The following is an 18862-nucleotide window of genomic DNA, read 5'->3' on the forward strand; positions in this document are numbered from 1 at the left end:
CTGCACAATTATTTTATTTACGCAGAATGCATTAAAGCCATTTTACTCCTTTCAATAGGTTTTTTACAGCTAAAGAAAATTATTTAAATACCCACACTATGAAAAAGTATCTTTTAACCTTCGCTACTTTGCTTTCAGTTATTACTTTAAATTCTTGTAAGAAAAGTTCATCAGAATCTACTGCGGCAGATACCGAAAAAATCTCTGTTTCCGGTAATGCAGAAGAAGCTAAACTTACCTCACCGCCATTTGTACCTGCTGCAATAGGTGATAGAGCGGCAAAAAAACTAATCGTTCGTTTGGAAACCATCGAGAAAACAGGTGAATTGGCAGATGGAACACAATATAATTTCTGGACTTTCGGAGGTACCGTTCCTGGAAGTTTTATTCGAGCAAGAGTTGGCGATGAAATTGAATTTCATTTAAAAAATAATGAAAATTCAACCTTTCCACATAATATCGACCTTCATGCAGTAAATGGTCCAGGAGGTGGAGCGGAAGCCACTTTCGTAGCACCCGGAAAAGAAGCGGTTTTCAATTTTAAAGCCTTAAATCCTGGTTTGTATGTTTACCATTGTGCCACCGCACCAGTTGGGATGCATATTGCGAACGGAATGTATGGTTTGGTTTTAATTGAGCCGGAAGGCGGATTGCCAAAAGTAGATAAAGAATTTTATATCATGCAAGGCGATTTCTACACCAAAGGAAAATTTGGAGACCAAGGTTTGCAGGAATTCGATATGGATAAAGCCATTGCTGAAAATCCGGATTATGTAGTATTCAACGGGAATACGGGGGCTTTATTGAATTCTGGAGAGCTTCAGGCCAAAGTTGGCGAAACGGTTCGTTTCTTTGTCGGAAATGGTGGGCCAAACCTCACTTCTTCATTCCACGTCATTGGTGAAATTTTCGATAAAGTGTATATCGAAGGCGGAAGCAAAATCAATGAAAACGTACAAACTACCGTAATTCCTCCAGGTGGAGCGGCTATTGTGGAATTTAAGGCAACAGTTCCAGGTGAATATGTTATCGTAGATCACGCTATTTTCCGAGCTTTCAATAAAGGTGCTTTAGGAAAAATAAAAATTACAGGAGCGGATAATCCGAAAGTTTACAAATCAAATAAGCAATAAACCCATAGTTTTTTAATAATGTTTTTGGTTCTATTTGGGGATTTTAATTCAATTTTAAAAATGAGATATTTTGTTTACATCCTAGGATTACTACTGTTTTTTTCTTGTAGTAAGAAGCAAATTACGGCTGAAAATACAACTTTAAAACCTCATTTAACATTCATTTCCTGCCAAAAAAATATGTTGAAGATTGAAGGTGGAAGTTACCGTCCGTTTGTAGGCAAAGAAAGCGATAGTTTAAGCTTCGTCAATTCTTTTTTGATGGATGAAACCGCAGTTACAAATGCTGAATTTCTCGAATTTTTGAAGAAAAATCCTCAATGGACCAAAAGCCAAGTTCTGAAGTTGTTTGCAGACAGTACTTACCTTCATTCTTGGAAAAGTGATTACGAATTTCCGGCAGATGTAAGTCCAAAAGCGCCTGTAACCAATGTTTCTTGGTACGCCGCAAAAGCCTATGCCCAAAGCGTCGGAAAAAGATTACCAACCGTAGATGAGTGGGAATATGCCGCAAGAGCCAGCGAAAAACTGAAAGATGCTACCGAAAACCCGGAATTCACAACGAAGATATTGAAGCTTTATCAGCAAAAATACGGTTACAAAAAACCGGTGAAGCAACACGAAGCGAATGCATGGGGAATTTATGATCTGTATGGAACCATCTGGGAATGGACGGAAGATTTCAACTCGGTGATGATGACCGGAGAATCCCGAAAAGACAACACGGTGAACGAAACTTTGTTTTGCGCAGGTGCATCAGTAACTTCTTCAGATCTCAGGAATTATGCCGCATTTATAAGGTTTGCAATGCGTGGAAGCATGAAAGCCAACTATACCGTCAACAACCTCGGTTTCCGATGTGTAAAGGATTTACCTGGAAATTAAAACATCACAGGAACCCCAAAAAAATAATACTATGAAAAATTTATTTCGAAATATTGCTCTTGCTGCACTTTCGCTTTTAGTGTTGGTGAGCTGCAAAAAACAAGAAAGTGAAAATTTAGATCCTGCTTCTATTTTTAATTTAAGTTCAAAATGGGAAACGCCGGACGGAACCAAAATTCATTTGGAAGATCTTAAAGGAAAAGTCCTCACAATGGTGATGATTTATACTTCCTGCAAAACAGCTTGCCCAAAATTAACAGCCGATATGAAGGTCATAGAAGCAAAAGTAGGTCACCAAAATCCTGAGGATTTGCGCTATGTTTTAATTTCTATCGATCCTAAAAATGATACTCCGGAGAAAATGCGGGAATTCATTAAAAATTATCATTTGGAAGGCAAACAATGGTTGTTTATCCGAAGCGATGAGGACAATACAAGAGAGTTGGCGAATGTATTAGCCGTAAAATACAAGCAAATTTCCCCGATGGATTTTTCGCATTCCAACATCATCAGCGTTTTTTCGAAAGATGGTCTTTTGGTTCATCAGCAAGAAGGGATCACCATCGATATAGACGGAACAGTAAATGAAATTAAAAATCAACTTCAATAATTATTCATCATTAAAATCAATCAAAATGAAAAAACTTTTCTTAACATCAGTCTTAGCTGCTTTAACCGTAGCGTCTTGTTCTAAAAAAGAAGAAACAATAGACCCAGCAAACCAACCGGAATCCAATGTAATGTTGGAAGAAAAACCTACAACTGAACCTGAACCTGTAGCCGCATTAACACCAGAAGAAGAAGGAAAACAGTTGGTAGAAGGTGCCGATTGCCTTTCTTGCCATAAAGTTGACGGAAAATTAGTTGGTCCATCTTACCAAGAGGTTGCTGCAAAATATACCGAAGCAGATATTGATAAGCTTGCAACAAAAATCATTGATGGTGGAAAAGGAGTTTGGGGCGAAATTCCAATGACTCCACACGCCGGATTAAGTCCTGATAATGCAAAATTAATGGTGAAATATATTCTTTCAACTAAGAAATAAAATACTGAATGTCAATAATTTAAATCCATAAATAAAAAAAATAATGAATACAAGAACAGACCTCATAGGAGAAATGGTTGCCGAGGATTTTAGAACAGCAGCTGTTTTCAAAAAATATGGTATCGATTTTTGCTGCAAAGGTGGTAGAACGATTGCCGATGCTTGCGAGAAAAAAAATATCGACAAAGAAAAAATCATTGAAGAACTAGAAAATCTTCCAAAAACAGACGCTTCCGGAATTGATTTTAATAGCTTCCCGATTGATCTTCTTGCGGATTATGTGGAGAAAACCCATCACCGCTATGTAGAAGAAAAAACACCAATAATTCAGCAGTTTTTAGATAAACTTTGTAAAGTTCATGGCGATCGCCACCCGGAATTGTTTGAAATTAACGCCATTTTCAATGAATCTGCCCGGGATTTAGCTGCACACTTGAAGAAAGAAGAATTGGTTTTGTTTCCATTCATTAAGCAAATGGTAAAAGCCAAGATTTCAGGCGAAGATGTTCTGCAACCGCATTTCGGAACCGTAGAAAATCCTGTAAATATGATGATGCACGAGCACACCACGGAAGGGGAACGATTTGAAAAAATCGCACAATTAACTCAAAATTACGCTCCTCCAGCTGATGCTTGCAACACTTACCGCGTAACTTTTGCGATGCTTCAGGATTTTGAAAATGATCTTCATAAGCACATTCATTTAGAGAACAATATTCTCTTCCCGAAATCCATCAAACTAGAAAAAGAATTTGTTGCAGTTTAATTTTTTAATTTAAAAAAAATGACACCAAAAAAACTATGGACCTGGCTGGCTTTTGTGATGATCGCTTCTTTTGCGGTTCTCATATATTTCGGAGCCGATATTTACCGTAAAGTCCCACCCATCGCAGAAAAAGTGATGACTACCGACGGCAAAGTTTTGTACACAGCTCAAGATGTCAAAGATGGACAAAATGTATGGCAATCTATCGGTGGACAAACTGTGGGAAGCGTTTGGGGACATGGCGCCTACATTGCTCCCGATTGGACAGCGGATTATCTGCATCGGGAGGCTTTGCTTCTCTTGGATGAATTGGCAAAAAAAGATGGGAAAATCTACAAGCAACTTCCGGATGAGGAACAAGCGAAGTATAAAACTTTACTGAAAAAAGAACTTCGTACCAATACTTTCGATGAGGGAACTAATACGATCACATTTTCCCCAGAAAGAGCAAAAGTGCAGCAAGAATTGGCGATTTATTACTCCAAACTTTTCATGAATGATCCTTCGATGACCAAACTTCGGGATGCTTATGCAATTCCTGTAAATACCATTAAAAATCAGGATCGAATGGACGATATGAATGCTTTCTTTTCTTGGAGCACTTGGGTTTGTATTACTCATCGTCCCGGCGATAATGTAACGTACACCAACAACTGGCCTCATGATGAATTGGTAGGAAATATCCCTTCTAGTTCCCTTCATTTGTGGTCCGGATTCAGTATATTAATGCTACTGGGATGCGTTGGGTTATTGGTGTTTTACCATGCACGAAATAAAGAGGAGGAAATAAGCGAAAATCTTCCATTAGATGATCCGCTTCGAAATATGAAGCCAACTCCTTCGATGAAAGCTACTTTGAAATATATTTGGGTAGTGTGTTTGCTTATTCTTGTCCAGATGTTGGCAGGTATTGTTACTGCTCATTACGGCGTCGAAGGAAGTGCTTTTTATGGAATTCCTTTAGACCAAATTTTGCCTCAATCGGTTTCTCGTAGTTGGCATGTTCAGTTAGCGATTTTCTGGATTGCAACATCCTGGTTAGCCACAGGTTTATATATTGCACCTGCAGTTTCTGGTTATGAACCAAAATATCAAAAATTAGGAGTGAATGTTTTGTTTGCAGCACTTCTGATCGTAGTTTTCGGATCTTCGGCTGGGCAGTGGCTGGGCGTCATGCAAAAATTAGGTTTGGTCGATAATTTTCTTTGGGGACACCAAGGTTACGAATATATTGAACTGGGAAGAGTTTGGCAGATTTTATTATTGGTTGGTTTAATTCTTTGGCTGGTTTTGATGCTGCGAGCTTTGATGCCTGCATTAAAAAAGAAAGATGAAAACCGCCACATGCTTACTTTGTTTGTAATTGCATCTGTAGCAATCGCAATGTTTTATGCAGCTGGATTAATGTATGGCCGACAAACCCACATGGCAATTGCGGAATATTGGAGATGGTGGGTTGTTCACCTATGGGTAGAAGGTTTCTTCGAAGTTTTTGCTACGGTAGTTGCAGCATTTTTGTTTACAAGATTAGGCTTGTTGAGAATACAATCTGCTACAAATTCCGTATTGTTTTCAACAATTATTTTTTTAGCCGGCGGAATTTTAGGAACTTTCCATCACCTGTATTTCAGCGCAACTCCAACTGCAGTTTTGGCTTTGGGAGCAACTTTCAGCGCATTAGAAATTGTTCCTTTGGTACTCATCGGTTATGAAGCTTATCATAATTATCAATTAACCAAAACTACGAAATGGATTTCTGCTTACAAATGGCCAATTTACTGCTTTATTGCAATGTGTTTTTGGAATTTCCTAGGAGCAGGAATCTTCGGTTTTGCCATTAATCCACCAATTGCTTTATATTATATTCAAGGATTAAATACCACTGCAGTTCACAGTCATGCCGCATTATTTGGGGTTTATGGAATTCTCGGAATCGGTTTGATGTTGTTTATTTTAAGGGGTTTGTATCCTGACCGTCAATGGAATGATAAGCTGATTGGTTGGGCATTTTGGTTAACAAATATTGGTTTGTTTGTAATGACTACCATAAGTTTGCTTCCGATAGGAATTATGCAAGCAGTTGCGTCAATTCAGGAAGGATATTGGTATGCACGTTCAGCGGAATTTATGCAAACTGATGTGATGAATTTCTTAAGATGGATGCGCGTTCCGGGAGATTCACTTCTTGCTTTGGGTGAACTTCTTCTAGTGATTTTTATTATCGGACTTCATTTTGGTTGGAGTTTGAAAGAAAAACGATAAATTTTCCATATTAAACAAAAAGGATTGGGGTTTATAAAATTCCAATCCTTTTTTTATGCTGTTTTTGGTTTAAATTCTTTCCAATTCTTCTGCGGAAATCTGTGTTTTGAACATCCCGTAATTCACGGTTACTTTCTGGTTTTTATCGATTTTTTCGATGGTTCCCACACTTGTACTACCGGCGATTCGTACACGTTGACCAACTTTTAGCCATACCGCGCGTTCTTTTATTCGCTTGTCTTCCAGTTTTTCGTGGGTTTCAGCGATTTTTTCTTGCACATTTTCCTTTTTCAGTTGTTGCGTAATTTTTCGTTTTACGACCTGAAGTTTCTTGGTTTCATCTTTGTCTGAACCTAGTTTTCGGAATTTTTCCTGCTCCAAAATTTTCACGAAATCTTTCACCACATCTTTTCGCGATTTACCTTTTACATAAGAATCGATGAAGCCTTCAATCTTGTTGCCGAATTGCAATTTGCGGTGTTCTTCTTCGTATAATTTCTGGAAATTAAAGAGTTTTTGTTGCAGTTGCTCGTTGAGTTTTTCCAGATTTTCTTTCTTGTTTTGGGTTGATTCTTTCTGCTCGGTAAGGTTACTTTTCAGTTTTTCAACTTCAAATTTTTCCTGCTGAAGTTTTACAATCGTTTTATCTAGATTTACAATATCATGTTCCACCTTTTTCTTGGCTGAATTGATGATGAATGCAGGGATTTTGTTCTTTTTTGCTACCTCAAAAGTGAATGAACTTCCGGCTTGTCCCACTTCCAGTTTATACAAAGGTTCCAGCGTGTGTTCATCGAAAAGCATTGCCGCGTTTTGTGCATTCGGAAGTTGTTCTACAACGAGTTTTATATTGGTGTAATGCGTTGTGATAATTGCAAAAGATTTCTTATTGTAGAAAAATTCCAGGAAACTTTCCGCCAAAGCGCCACCAAGTTCAGGGTCGGAACCGGTTCCGAATTCATCAATCAGTAAAAGTGTGTTTTCATCGGCTTCGCGAATGATTCCTGCCATTTTTTTCAAACGAGAGGAGTAGGTGGAGAGATGGTTTTCGATGGATTGATTATCACCAATGTCAGTCATTATCTTATCAAAGAAAAACATTTCCGATTTGGGATGAACAGGAACCAAAATCCCACTCTGAATCATTAATTGTAGCAATCCAACGGTTTTCAAAGTAATGGATTTTCCTCCGGCATTTGGTCCCGAAATACACAGAATTCGATTGTGCTCGGTGAGGGTAAATGTCTGTGGAAAAATTTGTTTTTTCTCTTCGCGGTTTCTAATTAGTAAAAGCGGATGATACGCATTGACCAACCGAAGGGTTTTATGAGGATTAATTTTTGGCAAAACTCCACCAATTTTCTCCGCAAATTTTGCTTTCGCACGCGTATGATCCAAATCAAAAATATATTCCTGATACGATGAAAGTTGAGGTTGAAATTCCGCAATTTCGGCAGTAAGTTTTCTCAGGATTTTATCGACTTCTTTCTTTTCTTCTTCAATATCTTCGCGGAGTTTGAATTGATGTTTCACCACCGATTCCGGTTGGATATAAGTAATGGAACCTGTTTTTGAAAGTCCTAATACTCTTCCCAAAACCCGTTTTTTATAAGCAGATTTCACTGCCAAAACTCTTTGGTCATCAATAATACTTTCGCGGATGTCGTCTAGAAAATCTGTTGATGAAAGTGAAGCAAGTGCTTTGTTGAAATTCTCCTGAATGGCTTTTCTCGCATGAGAAATTTCAGCTCTTAAGGATTTCAGAATCGGCGAAGCTTCACTTTTCACTTCTCCGAAACGGTTGAAAACTTTGTCTATTTTCTCAATAATTTCTTTTCGGAAATCCAAATCTTTCACATCATTATTCAATGTTGCAAAAACTTCTTCGTAAGCCGGATAAAATTTTTGGAGTTTCCCGATTTGTTCGGTAAGGCTTTTTATTTTGATAAAAGCGCTGTTTTCTAACCGAAAATTTTCAATCAACATCAGTTTCAGTTCGGTTTCGATATCGTCATATTCGTTGAACGGAATTGCATTATCGCTTTCGAAACTCGATAATAATTCGGATACTTTTTTTAATGAAATTTTGGCTTCATCTATCGAAAAAGGCCGCAGTTCTGAAATTTTCGTGGCGGTTTTATGGGAAAAAGCAAAGGGCGAAATCTCCGCAAGCAAATCCGGAAATTCTAGTTCTTCTAATTGGTCGTTGGTTATTTGCACATTGCAAATTTAATGATTATTTGATAATCTGTTCTGGTGCATAATTTTTGTATTTTTGAAATATTAAAATCAATTATAATTACGACTTAATGAATTGGGAAACCGTTTTAGCACCGATCAAAAACACTGATCAATTCCAAAATCTTTGGCAAAAAGTAGAAAATGAATATGCTTCCGGAGAATGTTTTCCGCCAAAGGAGCAGATTTTCAGAGCTTTTGAATTGACGCCTTTTGAGAATATAAAAGTCGTTATCATCGGGCAAGATCCTTATCATAATGATTTTCAAGCAAATGGGTTGTGTTTTTCGGTTTCGGAAAATGTAAAAGCGCCGCCTTCTCTTAAAAATATTTTCACCGAACTCAACAATGATTTAGGAATTGAAAGAACCAAAACTGAACTCAACGATTGGGCTGAACAAGGCGTTTTGCTGTTGAATGCCACGCTTTCAGTACGCGCTCATTCGCCCAATTCTCATAAAGATTTGGGATGGGAAAAATTTACCGATTTCGTCATTAAAGAGATTTCAGAAAATAGGGAAAACATAGTTTTTGTTTTGTGGGGAGCTTTCGCACAAAAAAAGGAGGAATTGATTGATTCCTCCAAGCATTTTATTTTAAAATCTGCGCATCCATCGCCTTTTTCGGTGTATCGAGGTTTCTACGGGAGCAAACCTTTTTCAAAGATTAATGAATATTTAGAAAGCAAAAATCTGAAACCTATTTCGTGGTAGTTCCGTCTTGGTTTTCTGAATTTTCTTTAGAAAATTTCAGTCCGATTTTGTAGCTTCCTTTTAATGCTTTAAAGCCTTTATCAGAAGTAGTTTCCGGGCTTAGTTCCACCAAAGAAATAGAAAACCCATTGAAATTTTGGCTTTTGCGATAATTTTTATTGGAGTCATTTATGGTGCTTAATTTCAAAGTAACCGGTCGGGTGTGAAGTCCCATCACTTCGATTTCTGCGGTGGCAACTCCGGCCCAAATACAATTCACATCTTTCGGACAGCGGCTATCTTCGGTAATTTGTTTGAAAGTAATATTGGTTTCATATTCTTTCAAGAATTTATTTTCACCTTCTTTGAAATAAATCACATTTGAAGTGTTTTGTTGTTCTTTTTTTGCGGTTTCCAACGCCTCTTTATCGGGAGGTAATCCTGCGGACATCTCTGGTTCGCCGGTTTTTGTTGGTTTTGGCATTTCAGATTTTGGTTGTGAAGTTGATTCGGTTTTTACTTCTGTTTTCACTTCCGTTTTAGGAATGTTTTGGTTTTCTGCAGTTTTTGGTTTTTGACAAGCTGTGAAAGCTAAAAATCCGATAGCGATGAATAATTGTTTGGTTATCATTGTTTTATGATTTAAAAATATCAATTAAAACTACCAAAAACATTGCCAAACCGACCATGAAATTAAAACCGGTTCCGTATAGAAATCCGATAAATGCTCCTTTGGTGGAGTTCCATGCTTTTTTTTTGTCGTTGGCATCGTGCAATAATTCACCCACAAAAACGCCTAAAAACATGCCGATTAAGAATCCGAAAGGCAGAGGAATAAAGAACATTCCGAGAATGGTTCCGATGATTGAACCTACGCTTCCCCAACGTGTTCCGCCGTATTTTCGGTTCGTTCTGGCTGGAATTACATAGTTCAATATGATGGAAAGTAATGTGAGAAAAACAAAAATCCAGAGATAAGCCATGGAAAGCGACGAATCTGTTCCGAATTTATAAATTAGTAATCCGCAAAGACTGAGCAATAATCCCGGTAAAACAGGCAAAAATGTTCCCAAAATCCCCACCAAAAGTAGAAGAATGCTCACCAAAGGAATGAGTGTATCGTTCATGTGTAATAAATTTTGTTAAAAATAAGCATTAATCCTTTAAACACAATCAGAATTCTTATTTTTGCTGTAATGAACGACGAACTGACAAATACTAGAAATTTTTTACAGGCGATAAGTGACGCTATTCATTTTTTTATCCAAGACAATGTTCCAGGTAATTGGGCGACACTGGTTCAGATTCTAGCTAAATTTGTTGTTTTTGCAGGGTTGATTTATTTAGTTGATTTGGTGGTTAAACTGATAATCAACAGTGTTTATAAGTTGTTGTACGACAACGATAAACACCCGGTGATGAAATCTATTTATGTGGCGAAAATCACCAATTCTTTTGCACACATTATTTCAGTATTATTTGCCAGTTTCTCCGTTGATTCCTTTTTTTATGGCCGCCATCCGAAAAGTTTTATATTTCTGGAAAGAATGGTTTATTTGGCAATCGTTTTCGTTGTCGCAGGGATGCTTTATCGAGGTTTGAACGCTTTTAGAAATTATTTTATCATTAAACAGGATTTTTATAAAATCATGGCACTGAACGCAGTTTCCCAAACCGTGAAAATTTTCGGAACTTTCGTCTCGGCAATCATTGCAATTTGTGTGATTTTCGGCATTAGCGGAACCACAATTGTTGGGAGTTTAGGAGCGATTACTGCGGTGCTTGTTTTGGTTTTTCGGGATACAATTCTTGGTTTTGTAACGGGACTTCATGTTGCCACTTCAAAAAACCTGAAAGTGGGCGATTGGATCGGTATTCCGAAGTATAATTTGGAAGGAAATATTCAAGATATCAATCTTTTAACCACCAAAATTCAGAACTTCGATAAAACTATTTCCACGATTCCAACTTACGATTTGTTGACCACCGAAATTAAAAATATTCAGGTGATGACGGAAAGCAATACCCGAAGAATCAAGCGTTCTATTATTTTTAATATCAATTCTTTCAAGTTTTTAAATGAAGAAATTCTCGAAAAATTGTCGAAAGTAAATTTAATTAAAGATTATTTGGAATTCAAAAAAACGGAAATGTCCGAACAAAGAAAGTTTATCGACAATCCGGAACTGCTCATCAACGGGAAACAACTTACCAATATTGGCGTTTTTCGGGAATATGTTTTTAATTATCTGAAAAATAACCCGCACATCGATCAGGAAGGAACAATCCTCGTGCGACAACTCGAAAATACGCCGCAAGGGCTCCCATTGGAGATTTATTGTTTCACCAATGATTCTGAATGGGGCAATTATGAAGATATTCAGGCCGATATTTTCGATCATTTGCTGGTCGCTTCCAAAGAGTTTGATTTAGAAGTGATTCAGTTTGCTAAAATTTAAAATTTATGACAAAACTTAGTGTAAATATCAATAAAATTGCAACCATCCGAAATGCTCGTGGTGGTGAATTTCCAAGTGTAACCGAAGCTGCAGTGAAACTTCAAGAGTTTGGTGCACAAGGAATTACGATTCATCCAAGACCGGACGAAAGACACATCACGAGAAAAGATGTTTATGATTTGAAATCTTTGGTTCATACCGAATTTAATATCGAAGGAAATCCGCATCGTCCTTTTATTGATATGGTTTTAGAAGTAAAACCAGAACAAGTTACCTTGGTTCCAGATGCAGATGATGCCATCACTTCCAACGCAGGTTGGGATTGCGAAAAAAATTTTGATTTCCTGAAATCGGTAATTGCAGAATTTAAAAATGCAGGAATTCGAACTTCTATTTTCCTAGATCCGAATCCGGAAATGGTGAAGTTTGCCGCCGAAACCGGAACCGATAGAATTGAATTGTACACCGAAGCGTACGCCAAAAACTATTCTCAAGATAAAGAAAATGCCATTAAATCTTACGTTGAAACCGCTTTTGAAGCTGAGGAATTCGGACTTGGTATTAACGCTGGACATGATTTGAGTTTGGATAATTTAAAATATTTCGCCGAGAATATCCCGAATTTATTAGAGGTTTCTATCGGTCATGCTTTAATTTCCGAAGCGTTGTATTTAGGTTTAGAAAACACGGTTCAGGCGTATTTGAAGAGATTGGCGAAATGGTAATTTAATTGAAAATTGAGAATTTTTGTTTTAATCAACAAAAAATCAGTAGAAACGGGCTTTAGCCCGTTTTCTAAAAATAAATTATATTTGGCTTTAGCCGAAATTTAATAAAATAAAAATCTGCTGAATCAGCAAAATCTGCGAGAGATAAACCAATGAAAAAACTTCTCAAAATTTTTATAGTCCCTATTTTTTTGACAGTAACTAGCTGCCAAATCAATCAAGTTTTAGAACCTTGGCAAAATTCCCTCGATAAAAAAGAATTCGTTTGGAAAGAAGGAACAGATTCTTTGAAATTAAAAATTTCAGGAGAAAATCTCCAACCTACTTTTTATAAAAACAATCAAATTATTGAAAAAGATTTCACCATCAAAAGTTTTTATTTCAAAACCAAAGAAGGTAGAAAAATAAACGCTTGGTTGCTAAAATCTACCACAGAAAAACCAAAAGCTTCGGTTTTTGCACTTCACGGAAACGCAGGAAATTTGAATACTCAATTTCAAAGTTTTGCATATTTAACCAAAAATGGATTCCAAATTTTTATTTTTGATTACAGCGGTTTTGGCTATTCCGAAGGAAAATCTACCAGAAAAAATGCTCTAGAAGACGCTTTTTCTGCTTTTGAATTTTTTGAGAATTTAGAAGAGGTGAAAAACTCGCCAAAAATCATTTACGGACAATCTATCGGCGGAAATTTCTCCATTCCTGTCGCTGCAAAAAATCAACAAAAAATAGTAGGTTTGGTAGTAGAAGGCACTTTTATGAATCTAAAAAATATTGGCAATAGTAAAATTCCAGTTTTAGGAGGTTTAATAATTAGCAATAATTACAACAACAGACAAAATTTGAAAAATTTCAAAAAACCAATTTTAATAGTTCATAGCAAAGAAGACAGAGTCGTAAATTTTAAGTTGGGTAAACAAATTTTTAAAAATGCCAATCAACCCAAAGAATTTTTTAAAATTGACAAACCTCACATCAATGGAAATAGATTTTACCACAACGAAATCTCAAATAAAATAGATTCCTTAATTTTGAAAATTAATTGAAATAAACGAAATAAAGACTTTTTGAGCATAGTAAAAAATCTATAGATGTTTCTTTGCGAGCTTAAAATATTTTCAAACATTTAAAATAAATCTTTGCGCGCATTGCGTTTAAAAATATGCAAATTTTACACTCTAAAATATATGGCGGAGACAAACCCGGAACTCCGCTTCTGGTTTTCCACGGACTGTTCGGCATGCTCGATAACTGGGGAAGTTTCGGTAAAGAAATGGCCGAATTTTTTCCGGTTCATTTAATTGACTTGAGAAATCACGGAAAAAGTTTCCATTCTGACGAGATGAATCATCAAGTTTTGGCAGAAGATATTCTCCATTATATGAATTTTCACGGCATCGAAAAAGCCAATTTATTGGGGCATTCTCTCGGCGGAAAAGCAGTGATGCAATTTGCCATAAAATATCCGGTGAAGGTAGAAAAATTAATCGTTGTAGATATTTCTCCGAAAGCGTATCCACCGCATCATCAAGGAATTTTGAAAGCTTTGGAAAGTGTAGATTTCGAAAAAGTAAACACGAGACAAGAAGTAGAAGAGATACTTCATCAATATATTCCTGAAAAATCCGTCATTCAGTTTCTTGCGAAAAACCTTTATTGGAAAGATGACAAAAAACTCGATTGGCGTTTTAATTTGAAAACTTTATCCGAGAAATATTCTCAGTTTGTTTCTAATGCAATTAAATTCGGAGTTTTCACCGGCAAAACATTGTTTATTTCCGGTGCTAAATCTCATTATATTTTACCTCAAGATGAGTTTCTGATCAAGCAACAATTTCCCAATTCTTCGGTGGTAAAAGTGGAAAATGCGGGACATTGGGTTCAGGCTGAAAATCCTAAAGATTTTGCTATGGTGGTGAAAGAGTTTCTCCTTGAGAAATAGCAAATTTTTAAAAAATATTTATGATCTTAGTTACAGGTGCAACAGGAATTGTCGGAAGTGCAATCGTTTTGGAACTGCTGAAACGTGGTGAAAAAGTGCGCGCGACCAAAAGAAATTCCAGCAACATCGAAGACGTAAGAAAATCATTTGGTTATTATACCGAAAACCCCGATGAATACTACGAAAAAATAGAATGGATCGATGTCGATTTTGATGATATTTTCAGCTTGCAAAACGCCATCGAAGGTGTAGAAGAAGTTTACCATTGTGCGGCAAAAGTAGATTTTCATCCCGGTTCTCAGCGCGAAATGTATCATACCAATATTGAAGGAACCAAAAATCTTTTGTTTGCCTGTAGTGATTCTTCGGTGAAAAAATTCTGTTTTATCAGTTCCATAGCGGTTCTTGATGGATTAAATGAAAACCAAGAACTCGATGAAAATTCCGATTATAATTCCAAAATTCATCATTCTGCTTATGCGATTTCCAAACATTTTTCTGAAATGGAAGTTTGGCGCGCTTCCGCAGAAGGTTTAAATACGGTAATCGTAAATCCCGGTGTGATTCTCGCAAGTGGAAACTGGAGTAGAAGTAGCGGTCAATTATTCGAAAATCTTTCGAAATCCTATACGTTTACCGGCGGAGCATCCTACGTTGATGTTCGCGATGTGGCGAAAATTTCAATAGAATTAATGGAGAAAAATAAATTTGGCGAACGGTTTATATTGGTTTCCGGAACCAAATCTTACCAAGAAATGGGAACTTTGGTCAGAAAAAAGCTAGGAAAACCTTCTCCGAAAATCATTCCCAAATTTCTGCTGAATTTTGCTCATATTTTAAGTTTTCTTTTCGGATGGATTTTTCCGACACTCCGAATTGTGAATAAAGTCAATATAGAATCTGTTTCAAATACGACGCCAATTTCAAATAAAAAAATCACTGAAAAGATTGATTTTCAGTTTATTCCTGTGTCGGAAAGTGTAGATTTTCATTTCAAAAATTATGCTTCCGAAAATATTAAAAGTTAATCAATGAATCTTGTAGAATTTCTAAATCCCAATACCGAAAAATTCAATTCGAAACCAGCAATCGGATTCAAAAAAGCCGACAAATGGAAGGATTTAAGCTGGCGCGACTTTCGGAGAATGGTATTCAAAACAGCCAACGCCTTAAAAGCTGCAGGGATTTCTGCCGATGATAAAGTTGCAATTTATTCTGATAATTCTGCAGAATGGATTGTTTTCGATTTGGCGATTCTAGCTTTAGGTGCGGTTACCGTTCCGATTTACTCCACCAATAATGGCGAGCAGGCAGAATATATCCTTAAAGATTCTGGTTCGAAAATTATTTTGGTCGGCAATCAGGAACAATATGATGCGTCTTTTGATATTTTAAATAAAGAAGGATCGCTTCAACAGATTATTGTAGCAAAAAAATCGATTTGGATTAAGAAAGACCGAAGCATTTACCTCGAAGATTTTATTAAAAAAGAAGCCGAAACTTTTGATATTGTTTCAAAAGAAGCCGACGATTTAGCGACGATTATTTACACCTCAGGAACTACAGGTGTACCGAAAGGGGTGATGCTTTCGCACGGTAATTTTTATAAATCTTTTCAGGCGCATTTCGACTTTTTTAAGTTTAAAAACTTTGAAAATGAAGTTTCACTCGCGTTTTTACCGCTTACTCATGTGTTCGAAAGAAGTTGGACTTTGCTCTGTTTGTACGGTGGCGCAAAGGTTTGTTTCCTAGAAAATACTAAATTAATTGCACACGCATTAACCGAAGTGAAACCGACGATGATGTGCGCAGTTCCTAGATTTTACCAGAAAATTTATGCCGGTGTAAACGAAATGATAGCGAGTGGATCCGATACGAAAAAGAAAATTTTCAACTGGGCGATCAAAACCGGAAGTGAATTCGCGGAATTGAAACGCGTAGAGAGAAAGGTGCCACTTAGTTTACAAATTAAAAATAATATTGCTAAACTTTTGGTTTTCAATAAAATTAAAAACAAAATGGGTGGCAGATTATGGTTTATGCCTTGTGGTGGCGCATCTGTTTCACCCGAAGTCACCCGGTTTTTTGATGCATTAGGCGCTCATATCACCGTTGGCTACGGACTTACGGAAACTACCGCTACGCTTACAGCATTTCCATTTACCCAATATCAACATGGGAGTGCGGGAATTCCACTCGGAGATACGCAACTGAAAATTGGTGAAAACAACGAAATTTTGGCGAAAGGAAGCGGAATTATGAAAGGTTATTACCAGCAACCTGAAGAAACGGCTAAAGTTTTCACTGAAGATGGCTGGTTCAAAACCGGTGACGCCGGAATAATAGATGAAAATGGTAACCTAACCATTACCGATCGAATCAAGGATTTAATGAAAACTTCCAATGGAAAATATGTAACTCCGCAACCGATTGAAAATCTTCTTTCCAACGACAATTATATCACTCAAGCGATGGTTGTAGCTGAAGGAAAACCGTATGTAACTGCACTGATTATCCCAAATTTTGATGCATTAAAAGATTGGATTGAAAAGATGGAGATTCCGTTCACCAATTGGCAAGAAATCGTGAATTCCGAGAAGGTGAAAGAGTTTTATCGCTTAAAACTTGATGAGATTCAAAAAGGACTTTCAGGTTTTGAAAAGGTGAAAAAATTCGTTTTAATGCCTTCGGAATTTGAAATAGGAACCGGCGAAATAACCCCGACTTTAAAAGTGAAAAGAAACGTAGTGCTCAACAAATATTCAGCATTAATCGACAATATGTATGCGTCATAATCGCATTTTGTAATTATTTAGAAGTTTTTAAGATGAACGAATTTTCAGAAAACAGACCATTCAACATTACCAATCAAAAAGTTTCCGCCACTTGCCCTTCCAATATTGCTTTGATTAAATATTGGGGAAAGTACGAACCCCAAATTCCCGCAAATCCGAGTATCAGTTATACTTTGAACAATTGTAAAACAAATACGGAAATGGAATTTTTGGCTGACGAAAAATTCAGTGTTCAAACTTTTTTGTCAGGAAATGAAGAACCGAAGTTTGCCCAGAAAATTGAAAAATATTTTCAGAAAATTGAAGAATATTTACCGTGGATTTTGAAAGGGAAATACATCATCAAAACTGAAAACACCTTTCCTCATAGTTCTGGAATTGCAAGTTCGGCGTCTGGTTTTGGTGCGATTGCCAAATGTTTGATGGATTTGGATGAGCAATTTTCTGGGAAAATGAACGGAGATTTCAAGCTAAAAAAAGCGAGCTTTTTGGCGAGATTAGGAAGTGGAAGCGCTTGCAGAAGTCTTTACGAAGGTTTGGTGGTTTGGGGAAAAACAAAAGAAGTTGCGGAAAGTTCGGATTTATTTGCCGTAAAATATCCAAATGAGGAAATTCATCCAATTTTCAAGAGTTTTAATGATTGGGTTTTACTCATTCACGAAGGTGAAAAATCGGTAAGTTCTACTGTCGGGCACGGTTTGATGAACACGAATCCTTATGCTCAACGCCGATTTCAAGAAGCTCATGATAATTTCAAAACATTAAAAAGTATTTTGAAAAATGGTGATTTACAGCGGTTTATCCAATTGGTTGAACATGAAGCATTAACGCTTCACGCGATGATGATGATGAGTGAACCGGCTTTTATATTAATGAAAACCGGGACTTTAAATGTAATTAATAAGATCTGGGAATTTAGAAAAAAAACAGCTCTTCCTTTGTTTTTCACCTTAGATGCAGGTGCAAATGTTCATCTTTTATTTCCGGAAAATTCGGATTCGGATAAGATTCAGGAGTTTATCGTAAAAAATCTTTTACAATTTACCCAAAACAATGTTGTAGTAAAGGATGTGATGAGATTTTAGCAGCCGGGAGAATTATTTTTTCTCGGTAAATTTGCTTAAAGTATGCATCACAAATACCACCAAAATACCGATAATTCCTGCAGAAATTGATAAAATGAATTTAGCATTTTCTTCGTGCCAAAATCCCAATTGCCATTCCATTACATAAAGATTGAAACCGATAAAGATGACGAAAAGCGCTAAAAATATTTTATAAAAAAGATGCATTTTTTGTGAATTTAAAATTTAACATAAGTGCTGAAAAGTTGCGCGAAATTGGCAGTAAACAGTTTAATTGATATCGCCAATAAGATGATTCCGAAAACTTTTTGCAAAACTTGAAGTGTTCCGTCGCCGAGTTTTCTTTCGAGCCAATTAGCTGATTTCAGCACCAAATATACGAAAATTGTATTGAGAATAATCCCACAAATGATATTTATATCATGATATTCTGCCCGCAATGAAAGGGTAGTGGTAAGTGTTCCAGCGCCGGCTATCAAAGGGAATGCAATGGGAACAATCGATGCAGATTTTGCTTCGGAATTTTTCTGTATTTCGATCCCAAGAATCATTTCCACCGCAATAATGAAAATGACGAAAGCACCGGCAATCGCAAAGGAATTTACATCGACGCCAATAAATTTTAGGATTTTGTTTCCAATGAAAAGAAAGGAAATCATCAGGATTCCCGATACAATTGCAGCTTTTTCGGATTCGATATGACCGAATTTTTGTTTTAAACTCACAATAATAGGGATTGAACCAATGATGTCGATCACGGCAAACAGTACCATCGTAGCGGTAAGCGTTTCTTTCAGGGAGAAAAATTCAAACATAATCAGGAATTATTAA

18 protein-coding genes and 1 pseudogene are annotated in these 18862 nt (G+C 36.7%); 14 read left to right on the top strand and 5 right to left on the bottom strand.

Annotation, left to right across the window (positions count from 1 at the left end):
- Positions 1-98 precede the first annotated feature (98 nt).
- The 6 genes and pseudogenes from nirK to AP75_RS08725 all read left to right on the top strand — a co-directional run.
- Positions 99-1115: pseudogene (nirK, locus tag AP75_RS08700) on the top strand (copper-containing nitrite reductase); the annotation flags it as partial.
- Between the two features lie 78 nt (positions 1116-1193).
- Positions 1194-2018, top strand: coding sequence for a formylglycine-generating enzyme family protein (locus tag AP75_RS08705; RefSeq protein WP_051872501.1), 825 nt, complete (start codon positions 1194-1196; stop codon positions 2016-2018).
- Positions 2019-2049: 31 nt separating this feature from the next.
- Positions 2050-2628 (top strand): SCO family protein, encoded by a 579-nt coding sequence (locus AP75_RS08710; protein WP_088264318.1) that lies wholly within the window; start codon positions 2050-2052, stop codon positions 2626-2628.
- Between the two features lie 25 nt (positions 2629-2653).
- The gene (locus tag AP75_RS08715) at positions 2654-3064 is read left to right on the top strand and encodes a c-type cytochrome (protein WP_088264348.1); all 411 of its coding nucleotides are present in this window, start codon (positions 2654-2656) and stop codon (positions 3062-3064) included.
- A 43-nt stretch (positions 3065-3107) separates the two neighbouring features.
- Complete coding sequence (gene ric / locus AP75_RS08720; protein WP_088264320.1) at positions 3108-3830, top strand: iron-sulfur cluster repair di-iron protein; 723 nt, start codon at positions 3108-3110, stop codon at positions 3828-3830.
- A gap of 18 nt (positions 3831-3848) precedes the next feature.
- Positions 3849-6092, top strand: a complete 2244-nt coding sequence (locus tag AP75_RS08725) for a nitric-oxide reductase large subunit (RefSeq protein WP_031501546.1) — start codon at positions 3849-3851, stop codon at positions 6090-6092.
- 69 nt (positions 6093-6161) lie between these two features.
- Here the strand turns inward: AP75_RS08725 and AP75_RS08730 are convergent, their stop codons facing one another.
- A complete protein-coding gene (locus AP75_RS08730; protein ID WP_088264322.1) occupies positions 6162-8312 on the bottom strand; it encodes an endonuclease MutS2 in 2151 nt (716 codons plus the stop codon).
- An 89-nt stretch (positions 8313-8401) separates the two neighbouring features.
- Between AP75_RS08730 and AP75_RS08735 the strand changes: the two genes are divergently transcribed.
- The gene (locus AP75_RS08735; RefSeq protein WP_031501545.1) at positions 8402-9043 is read left to right on the top strand and encodes a uracil-DNA glycosylase; all 642 of its coding nucleotides are present in this window, start codon (positions 8402-8404) and stop codon (positions 9041-9043) included.
- Here AP75_RS08735 and AP75_RS08740 read toward each other — a convergent pair.
- Both AP75_RS08740 and AP75_RS08745 read right to left on the bottom strand, forming a co-directional pair.
- Positions 9030-9653, bottom strand: coding sequence for a hypothetical protein (locus tag AP75_RS08740; RefSeq protein ID WP_088264324.1), 624 nt, complete (start codon positions 9651-9653; stop codon positions 9030-9032). The two genes, AP75_RS08735 and AP75_RS08740, sit on opposite strands and share 14 nt — an antisense overlap.
- Before the next feature lie 4 nt (positions 9654-9657).
- Complete coding sequence (locus AP75_RS08745) at positions 9658-10149, bottom strand: DUF456 domain-containing protein (protein ID WP_031501543.1); 492 nt, start codon at positions 10147-10149, stop codon at positions 9658-9660.
- A gap of 69 nt (positions 10150-10218) precedes the next feature.
- Here AP75_RS08745 and AP75_RS08750 point away from each other — a divergent pair, with 69 nt between their 5' ends.
- From AP75_RS08750 to mvaD, 7 genes are all read left to right on the top strand, one after another.
- A complete protein-coding gene (locus AP75_RS08750) occupies positions 10219-11481 on the top strand; it encodes a mechanosensitive ion channel family protein (RefSeq protein ID WP_088264326.1) in 1263 nt (420 codons plus the stop codon).
- A 5-nt stretch (positions 11482-11486) separates the two neighbouring features.
- Positions 11487-12206 (top strand): pyridoxine 5'-phosphate synthase, encoded by a 720-nt coding sequence (locus AP75_RS08755; protein WP_031504709.1) that lies wholly within the window; start codon positions 11487-11489, stop codon positions 12204-12206.
- A 155-nt stretch (positions 12207-12361) separates the two neighbouring features.
- Positions 12362-13255, top strand: coding sequence for an alpha/beta hydrolase (locus AP75_RS08760; protein WP_088264327.1), 894 nt, complete (start codon positions 12362-12364; stop codon positions 13253-13255).
- Between the two features lie 116 nt (positions 13256-13371).
- A complete protein-coding gene (locus tag AP75_RS08765) occupies positions 13372-14151 on the top strand; it encodes an alpha/beta fold hydrolase (protein WP_031502106.1) in 780 nt (259 codons plus the stop codon).
- Between the two features lie 20 nt (positions 14152-14171).
- Entirely contained in the window at positions 14172-15179 is a 1008-nt protein-coding gene (locus AP75_RS08770; protein ID WP_031502107.1) for an NAD-dependent epimerase/dehydratase family protein, read from the top strand.
- A 3-nt stretch (positions 15180-15182) separates the two neighbouring features.
- Positions 15183-16946 (top strand): AMP-dependent synthetase/ligase, encoded by a 1764-nt coding sequence (locus tag AP75_RS08775; protein WP_031502108.1) that lies wholly within the window; start codon positions 15183-15185, stop codon positions 16944-16946.
- A 32-nt stretch (positions 16947-16978) separates the two neighbouring features.
- On the top strand, positions 16979-18031 hold the full coding sequence (mvaD, locus tag AP75_RS08780; protein WP_088264328.1) for a diphosphomevalonate decarboxylase: 1053 nt from the start codon (positions 16979-16981) through the stop codon (positions 18029-18031).
- A 12-nt stretch (positions 18032-18043) separates the two neighbouring features.
- Here mvaD and AP75_RS08785 read toward each other — a convergent pair whose 3' ends face one another.
- A complete protein-coding gene (locus tag AP75_RS08785) occupies positions 18044-18238 on the bottom strand; it encodes a hypothetical protein (RefSeq protein ID WP_055042553.1) in 195 nt (64 codons plus the stop codon).
- Positions 18239-18249: 11 nt separating this feature from the next.
- A complete protein-coding gene (locus AP75_RS08790) occupies positions 18250-18846 on the bottom strand; it encodes a MarC family protein (RefSeq protein ID WP_088264330.1) in 597 nt (198 codons plus the stop codon).
- Positions 18847-18862: the final 16 nt, after the last annotated feature.

This window comes from Kaistella haifensis DSM 19056, from assembly GCF_000735695.2.
GTDB lineage: Bacteria > Bacteroidota > Bacteroidia > Flavobacteriales > Weeksellaceae > Kaistella > Kaistella haifensis.